This is a genomic window from Bacillus sp. LR_5, from assembly GCF_042709275.1.
The window spans coordinates 1-7,871 of the sequence record NZ_JAVAXX010000284.1 but is presented as its reverse complement, the minus strand read 5'-3'; the positions used below and the strand labels follow the sequence as shown (position 1 = coordinate 7,871).

At 44.7% G+C, this 7,871-nt stretch carries 8 protein-coding genes; 3 read left to right on the top strand and 5 right to left on the bottom strand.

The window, feature by feature from the left end; all coding sequences use genetic code 11:
- The first annotated feature begins 338 nt into the window (after positions 1 to 338).
- Positions 339 to 1,484: a subtilisin AprE gene (gene aprE, locus RAC86_RS31905; protein ID WP_029726299.1), complete on the top strand. Its 1,146-nt coding sequence runs from the start codon at positions 339 to 341 to the stop codon at positions 1,482 to 1,484.
- A gap of 38 nt (positions 1,485 to 1,522) precedes the next feature.
- Here the strand turns inward: aprE and RAC86_RS31900 are convergent, their stop codons facing one another.
- Entirely contained in the window at positions 1,523 to 2,803 is a 1,281-nt protein-coding gene (locus RAC86_RS31900; protein ID WP_003233175.1) for a M48 family metallopeptidase, read from the bottom strand.
- Positions 2,804 to 2,951: 148 nt separating this feature from the next.
- Here RAC86_RS31900 and RAC86_RS31895 point away from each other — a divergent pair, with 148 nt between their 5' ends.
- Positions 2,952 to 3,347 carry a YhfM domain-containing protein gene (locus RAC86_RS31895; RefSeq protein ID WP_003245187.1) on the top strand — a complete coding sequence of 132 codons (396 nt, stop codon included), beginning with the start codon at positions 2,952 to 2,954 and terminating at the stop codon, positions 3,345 to 3,347.
- Positions 3,348 to 3,385: 38 nt separating this feature from the next.
- On the opposite strand, the gene lcfB is transcribed toward RAC86_RS31895, so the two are convergent.
- The 4 genes from lcfB to RAC86_RS31875 form a co-directional block, all read right to left on the bottom strand.
- Positions 3,386 to 4,927 (bottom strand): long-chain-fatty-acid--CoA ligase LcfB, encoded by a 1,542-nt coding sequence (lcfB, locus tag RAC86_RS31890; protein WP_377886439.1) that lies wholly within the window; start codon positions 4,925 to 4,927, stop codon positions 3,386 to 3,388.
- Positions 4,928 to 5,044: 117 nt separating this feature from the next.
- A complete protein-coding gene (locus RAC86_RS31885; protein WP_049140680.1) occupies positions 5,045 to 5,689 on the bottom strand; it encodes an SDR family oxidoreductase in 645 nt (214 codons plus the stop codon).
- A gap of 64 nt (positions 5,690 to 5,753) precedes the next feature.
- The gene (gene lplA, locus RAC86_RS31880; protein WP_014479356.1) at positions 5,754 to 6,749 is read right to left on the bottom strand and encodes a lipoate--protein ligase; all 996 of its coding nucleotides are present in this window, start codon (positions 6,747 to 6,749) and stop codon (positions 5,754 to 5,756) included.
- A 12-nt stretch (positions 6,750 to 6,761) separates the two neighbouring features.
- Positions 6,762 to 7,496 (bottom strand): MBL fold metallo-hydrolase, encoded by a 735-nt coding sequence (locus RAC86_RS31875; protein ID WP_144482605.1) that lies wholly within the window; start codon positions 7,494 to 7,496, stop codon positions 6,762 to 6,764.
- Positions 7,497 to 7,653: 157 nt separating this feature from the next.
- On the opposite strand from RAC86_RS31875, the gene yhfH reads away from it, so the two are divergent.
- Positions 7,654 to 7,788, top strand: a complete 135-nt coding sequence (gene yhfH / locus RAC86_RS31870) for a protein YhfH (protein ID WP_003244802.1) — start codon at positions 7,654 to 7,656, stop codon at positions 7,786 to 7,788.
- The last annotated feature ends 83 nt before the right edge of the window (positions 7,789 to 7,871 follow it).

The following is a 7,871-nucleotide window of genomic DNA, read 5'->3' as shown; positions in this document are numbered from 1 at the left end:
TATCACGATAATATCCATTGTTCTCACGGAAGCATATGCAGGTCATTTGAACGAATTTTTTCGACAGGAATTTGCAGGGACTCAGGAGCATTTAACCTAAAAAAGCATGACATTTCAGCATAATGAACATTTACTCATGTCTATTTTCGTTCTTTTCTGTATGAAAATAGTTATTTCGAGTCTCTACGGAAATAGCGAGAGATGATATACCTAAATAGAGATAAAATCATCTCAAAAAAATGAGTCTACTAAAATATTATTCCATCTATTACAATAAATTCACAGAATAGTCTTTTAAGTAAGTCTACTCTGAATTTTTTAAAAGGAGAGGGTAAAGAGTGAGAAGCAAAAAATTGTGGATCAGCTTGTTGTTTGCGTTAACGTTAATCTTTACGATGGCGTTCAGCAACATGTCTGCGCAGGCTGCCGGAAAAAGCAGTACAGAAAAGAAATACATTGTTGGATTTAAACAGACAATGAGTGCCATGAGTTCCGCCAAGAAAAAGGATGTTATTTCTGAAAAAGGCGGAAAGGTTCAAAAGCAATTTAAGTATGTTAACGCGGCCGCAGCAACATTGGATGAAAAAGCTGTAAAAGAATTGAAAAAAGATCCGAGCGTTGCATATGTGGAAGAAGATCATATTGCACATGAATATGCGCAATCTGTTCCTTATGGCATTTCTCAAATTAAAGCGCCGGCTCTTCACTCTCAAGGTTACACAGGCTCTAACGTAAAAGTAGCTGTTATCGACAGCGGAATTGACTCTTCTCATCCTGACTTAAACGTCAGAGGCGGAGCAAGCTTCGTACCTTCTGAAACAAACCCATACCAGGACGGCAGTTCTCACGGTACGCATGTAGCCGGTACGATTGCCGCTCTTAATAACTCAATCGGTGTTCTGGGCGTAGCGCCAAGCGCATCGTTATATGCAGTAAAAGTGCTTGATTCAACAGGAAGCGGCCAATATAGCTGGATTATTAACGGCATTGAGTGGGCCATTTCCAACAATATGGATGTTATCAACATGAGCCTTGGCGGACCTACTGGTTCTACAGCGCTGAAAACAGTCGTTGACAAAGCCGTTTCCAGCGGTATCGTCGTTGCTGCCGCTGCCGGAAACGAAGGTTCGTCCGGAAGCTCAAGCACAGTCGGCTACCCTGCAAAATATCCTTCCACTATTGCGGTAGGTGCGGTAAACAGCAGCAACCAAAGAGCTTCATTCTCAAGCGCAGGTTCTGAGCTTGATGTGATGGCTCCTGGCGTATCCATCCAAAGCACACTTCCTGGAGGCACTTACGGTGCTTACAACGGCACGTCCATGGCGACTCCTCACGTTGCCGGAGCAGCAGCGTTAATTCTTTCTAAGCACCCGACTTGGACAAACGCGCAAGTCCGTGATCGTTTAGAAAGCACTGCAACATATCTTGGAAACTCTTTCTACTATGGAAAAGGGTTAATCAACGTACAAGCAGCTGCACAATAATAGTAAAAAGAAGCAGGTTCCTCCATACCTGCTTCTTTTTATTTGTCAGCATCCTGATGTTCCGGCGCATTCTCTTCTTTCTCCGCATGTTGAATCCGTTCCATGATCGACGGATGGCTGCCTCTGAAAATCTTCACAAGCACCGGAGGATCAACCTGGCTCAGCCCCGTCACGGCCAAATCCTGAAACGTTTTAACAGCGGCTTCTCTGTTCTCTGTCAACTCGATCCCATACTGGTCAGCCTTATTCTCCTGATAACGTGAGACAGCATTAGAAAAAGGCGTCACCGCAAAGCTCAAAACAGAAAACAAAAGCAATAACAGCGGAAGTGCCGCAAGATCATGCCGCCCTTCTAAATGAAACATGCTGCGGGTTAGGCGAACCGTCCGCTTGTAAAGCTTATCAATGACATAAAATCCGGCGAGCGACACGAGCAAATAGCCAGCCAGACCGATGTAAACGTGCTTCATGACATAATGGCCCATTTCGTGGCCCATAATAAACAGAATTTCTGAATCGTCAAGTTTGTTCAGCGTCGTATCCCACAATACAATCCGTTTGTTGGCCCCGATTCCTGTAACATAGGCATTCAGCGCATTTGTTTTTTCTGACATGTTCACTTCATATACATGGTCAGCCGGAATATTGGCTTCATCTGCCAGCTCTAAAATTTTGCTTTCAAGCTCTTTGTTTTTCAGCGGATAAAAATCATTGTATAAAGGATCGATAATGACCGGCTGAATAAAAAACAGAAACAGCGAAAACGGCACTGTTAACAGCCAGGCGTATAACCACCATTTTTTTTCATGCCTTTTGATCAGCCAATAAAAAACGAGAACGCAAAGCGTAAAGATTGGAAAGCTGATCCAAAAGCTGATAACCTGATCCTTAGCCCAGCTGGCCGTTGTCTGTGTGGAAATGTTATAGTCAAGCGATACTTGATAGCCTATCCAATCTAAAGGCAGCGTCACCAATGTTGTAATCAGCGAAAGCACAAACACAAAACCAACGGTCTGCAAAAACCGAAAAGGCACGGCCGCTTCGATCCATTTCTTGATTTTCTTTGAAACACCGCTGACAAGCAGAACAAAAAACAGAAACCAATCAAGTGGTACCCCGATAAAAAATAAAAAATTCTTGACATTCGAATACTGCTCGGCCACTGCCAACTCAGACGGCTTCATGAAAGAAGCCGGATCAGCCTGCGTCCCTTTCACGGCTTCCGGTATTGCGGAATCACCCGACAGGAAAAAATACCAATAAAAAAACAGCCCGTACAGCACGTAAGCAAGTCCTGCTGCCGCAATCCACTTGCGCATAACGCCTCACTCCTCACATCAACCCGTTACTTCTATTGTAATCATAAATTCAAATTCTTAGAACCAAGCTGTGTTCCGCACTTTTCCACCCTTTTAAGCATGGAAAGCCCGATCGCTGGGAAAACTAACAATGTTTGGAGTGATGCAAATGAAAAAAATAGTGGCAGCCATCGTGGTAATCGGTCTTGTGTTTATCGCATTTTTTTATCTTTACAGCCGATCAGGCGATGTGTATCAATCGGTAGACGCGGATTTGATCACACTGTCTTCAAGCGGCCAGGAAGATATCGAGATTGAAAAAAGACAGCACGTCAAAGATATGCTGGATATTATGAATCAGGGAAAACAGGTGAAGACAGAAAAAACATCAGCCCCTGATTACGAAGGGACAATCAAGTTTCATAAAGACCGGTATGACTCATTCAGACTATGGATTGACGGCAGCCAGCAAGCCGTTTTTTTGAAGGATGGCACATACTACAAATTAAGCAAAAATGATACAAAGGCGCTGCTAAATATTATTAAAAAAGAAGCAAAGGATTGAAAATGAAAAAGCGAAGCTAACCGCTTCGCTTTTTCATTTTATTGGGGCAAAATATCTCTCAGTGCCCGTCTGAGCATTTTCCCCGTCGCATTTTTCGGAATATCGTCAAGAAACGTAATGGCGGCAGGCCGCTTGTATTTTGCCAGATGCTTTTCACAGTGCTGCATGATGTCCTCCTCTGTTACCCCAGAGCGTTTCGGCACCACATATCCCTTTACCGCTTCCCCGCTTTGGGGGTCCGGCACGCCGATGACAACCGCCTCCTTGACGTCCGGATGGCTGTACAGCACCTCCTCCACCTCCCGCGGATACACATTGTATCCTCCTACAATGATCATGTCTTTTTTCCGGTCAACAATGTAAAAATAGCCGTCCTCATCCCGTCTTGCCAAGTCCCCCGTATAAAGCCACCCGTCTTTTAATGCATGCTCTGTTTCCATCGGCATTTTATAATAGCCCTTCATCACATTGGGGCCTTTCACGATCAATTCGCCGACCTGGTGAGCGGGCAGCTCACGTCCGAGCGGATCTACGACCTTGTTTTCGACATGTAAGATACTTGTCCCGATGGAGCCCGGCTTTCTGCCCCTGTCAAACGGGTTAAAGCACGTGACGGGTGATGCTTCCGAGAGCCCGTAGCCTTCCAAAATGGTAACACCGAATTTTTCTTCAAACGCCGTCAGCAACGCGACTGGCATGGCCGCGCCTCCCGAAATGCACAACCTGATCGAAGAAAAATCATCTTTCTTTCCGTTTTCATGCTGAAACAAGTAGTTATACATTGTAGGCACACCGGCAAAAATGGTCGCCTGCTGCTGCTTAACAAGCTTAAAAACAGATGCCGGACTGAATTGAGGCTCAATCAAGACAGTTGCGCCGCTCATCAGCGGTGCATTCATGCAGACGGTTAAACAAAACACGTGAAACATGGGAAGAGCGCAGACCACATTGTCCCTCTCATCCATTCCCAAATAGCCTGCAACATCGTTGGCATTGCTGTACAAATTCTGATGAGTCAGCATCGCGCCTTTCGGTTTTCCAGTCGTTCCTGACGTATATAAAATAACCGCGGTATCATCAGGGACAAGTTCTTGGTTTTGTTTAGCGGCTGATGTCGGACGCAATATTTTTGCAAACGTTGTCATTTTCATCCTGACCTCTGGGTCCGCAGCTTCCGGCTCGGCCTCCCCCGTCTGGCATAAAATGACGAGCTCAACCTTTGGCAGCGACTCATGCATGCTCTCATAAAGCGGCAAAAGCTGGCTAACGCCTACGATTGCCTTTACATCGCCATTTGTCAGCATATAACCAATTTCTGTCAGCGTGTACAACGGATTGATGGGAACAACCACGATCCCAGCTTTTAAAGCGCCAAAAAACGCGATGATAAAATCAGGCGAATTGCCAAGCAGCAAAGCTAGATGGTCCCCTTTCTCCATACCGGCTTCCTGAAGGCCGTCCGCAAATCGCTGAATATGTTCATTCAGCTCTTGATACGTCATCATGTGATCTTTAAACCTGCATGCGATGCTGTCGGGCTTCTCAGATGCTGTTTCTTCCAATTTTGAAACAAGATTCATTCTCCCACCCCTTAAAGTGAATGAATAGTCATTCATTATTGAAGCCAAGCTTTCTCCTCCATTATAGAGAAACAGAAAAAAACACTCAAGAGCAAAAAGCCCTGAGTGTCAGTACTGTCATAGTTTCTTCAATGCTTCGGCAATCGGCGTATCTCCTTCTGTCAGATCAAAGGCCCGATTTTCCGTATTCTTCTCATCTAAAGAGGCAATGACCGTTTTTGCAACGTCATCACGGGAAATAAATCCCCGCTCCAGATCCTTCGCTGCTGAAACAGTTCCCGTTCCAGGCTCATTGCGAAGGCCTCCCGGACGGATAATCGTATAGGTTAAACCGCTCGCTTCCAGAATTTTATCAGCATAATGCTTGGCCACATAATAAGGCTTGAGTGCCTCATTCCAATTTTCACGGTTATGGGCTTGCAGGGCGCTGACCATAATAAACCGTTTGATTCCGGCAATGTCCGCAGCTTCAATGGCTTTCGCCGCTCCATCGAGATCCACCAGCAGTGTTTTATCATAGCCTGTGCTGCCACCGGAACCGGCTGTGAAAATGATCGCGTCACAACCTTTTGCCGCAGCGGCGATTTCTTCCGGGCTGCCCTCCAGATTCGCAAGCACAGCTTCTGCACCGGCAGCTTCAAGAGACGCTTTCTGTTCTTCTTTTCTGACCATCGCTCTGATGGAATGATCAGGATTATCTTGGAATAAAGAGACGAGTCTTTGCCCGATTTGTCCGTTCGCTCCGATTAAAAACACTTTCATGTGAATCCCTCCTGCCTCCATTATTTCAAAAACACAACCGCTCTTTCAAACGTTGTGTTTTGCCTTAATAAATCAGATCAAGGAAATCCTCTTTCGTAATGTTCCCGAAGTAATGCTTGAGATTCACACCTTCGAGCACATCAGCGATGACGCTGCGTTCGTATTGTTTTCCGACCAGCAGGTTTTCAATTTCAGATACATCACCGACACCGAAGAAATCTCCGAAGATTTTGCAGTCCTCGATTTTGCCTTTCTTGACCTCTAGGCGCAAATCGATCGATCCAACCGGATAACGTTTCGAATGATTAAGGTTAAATTTCGGCGAGCGGCCGTAGTTCCAATCCCAATTCTGATAGCGCTCTTTCGAAATTTGATGAATGGTCTCCCAATCTTTTTCCGTCAGCTTATACTCCGGCACGTTTCCAATGTCGTTTGTGTTAAAAATATGGCGAAGCAAATGGCTGCGGAATTCTTCGGTGGTCATTTTATCATCGAGAAACTCACTGATGTTTGCTACTCGGCTTCTGATCGATTTGATGCCTTTTGATTCAATTTTATCCTTTTTCACCTTTAATGCTGATACAACATGATCAATGGCTGAATCAAACATGAGGGTGCCGTGGCTGAAAATACGGCCTTTCGTTGCAAACTGAGCGTTTCCGGATATTTTCCGGCCATCCACTACAATGTCGTTCCGGCCGCTTAATTCAGCTTCAACCCCAAGCTGATGTAACGCCTGAATCACCGGCTCAGTGAATTTTTTAAAGTTATGAAAGCTGTCCCCGTCATCCTTGGTAATAAAGCTGAAGTTCAAGTTCCCCAGATCATGGTACACAGCTCCCCCGCCTGATAAACGGCGGACGACGATAATCCCGTTTTCCTCTACATATTTTGTATTGATTTCTTCTATTGTATTTTGGTTTTTCCCAATGATAATAGACGGTTGATTCACATAAAAGAGCAAATATTGCTGTTCAGGGTCTAAATGCTTTACACAGTACTCCTCGATAGCAAGATTGATCCGCGGATCATTGATATTTTGATTGTCTATAAATAACATGGTGCTCCTCCTTTATCCTTCCCACACAAAACCTGATTTCGCAATATTCACTTCACCGTTAAAAACGGTTTTCGCTTCTTTGCGAAGATTGTCATGCACGCCAAAATGCGGCAAATGTGTCAGCAGCAGTTCTCCCGCTCCGGCTTCTTTTGCAATGCGCCCAGCTTCCAGGCTGTTCATATGGCCTGCACTTGTTCCGTCTTGATCGGCATAAAAATTGCATTCCGAGATCAATAAATCAGCATCTTTCGAAAACGGTATAAATGAATCCTGATAGCTGGAATCAGCAGTATAAACGACAGTGTGGCTGCCGTCAGTAATCCGCATGGCATAGCACGTCACCGGGTGAATCGTTTTTAAAAAGGTGATCGTAAACGGACCGGCAGCCAGCGGCTGATCCGGCTGATAGGCGATCCCTTTTGTATGTGTTTTATATGTAAGCTTTTGAAACTGTTCTATATCAGCATCATGTCCGTAAATCGGAAGCGTATGCTCTCCTTTGCCGAGAAACGAACCGACTTGCTTGGCAAATTGCAGCGGCCCGATATCAGCGATATGGTCATGGTGATAATGAGACAGAACGACCGCATCCAGCTTTTCCGCCGGCACATATCCGAACAGCTTAGACAAAACGGCACTGCCGCAATCAACAAGCAGAGAGTAATCACCTGACTGAAACAAATAGCCTGACGTCGCTTCATTTGCGGCCGGAAAACCGCCATAGCATCCGATAACTGTAACTTTCATAATGTCCTCCTATCTTTTCAAAAAAATTGATACTCCTTCAATATACCCATTTTTCTTGAAAAAAGCATGTTTTAAACATTGTATCAAAACAGTTATTGATTTTTGTTATCTGTTATATTACAATGAAATCACTACAAAGGGGAAAGAGGGATTGGTTATGCTGGGGAAAATCACAGAATTTTTTAGAAACCTGCCTTCGAAAAAGTGTGCGGAATGCGGAAAAAAGATAGAAGAGCAGCATGAGTGTTATGGTAATATCTGCAATGACTGTATAAAAGTAAACGATTTGTAATGAGCGAAAATCCCGCGCCTTACGCGTGGGATTTTCTTATTTTTTCACATATCTCTTAATTTTGAAATAATAGTCAGGTTAGG

Bases quoted from the DNA above. Each gene is read 5' to 3' on its own strand.
- RAC86_RS31875 (WP_144482605.1), bottom strand. From the start codon at position 7,496: ATGAAAGTTACAGTTATCGGATGCTATGGCGGTTTTCCGGCCGCAAAT.
- lplA (WP_014479356.1), bottom strand. From the start codon at position 6,749: ATGTTATTTATAGACAATCAAAATATCAATGATCCGCGGATCAATCTT.
- lcfB (WP_377886439.1), bottom strand. From the start codon at position 4,927: ATGAATCTTGTTTCAAAATTGGAAGAAACAGCATCTGAGAAGCCCGAC.
- RAC86_RS31885 (WP_049140680.1), bottom strand. From the start codon at position 5,689: ATGAAAGTGTTTTTAATCGGAGCGAACGGACAAATCGGGCAAAGACTC.
- RAC86_RS31900 (WP_003233175.1), bottom strand. From the start codon at position 2,803: ATGCGCAAGTGGATTGCGGCAGCAGGACTTGCTTACGTGCTGTACGGG.
- RAC86_RS31895 (WP_003245187.1), top strand. From the start codon at position 2,952: ATGAAAAAAATAGTGGCAGCCATCGTGGTAATCGGTCTTGTGTTTATC.
- yhfH (WP_003244802.1), top strand. From the start codon at position 7,654: ATGCTGGGGAAAATCACAGAATTTTTTAGAAACCTGCCTTCGAAAAAG.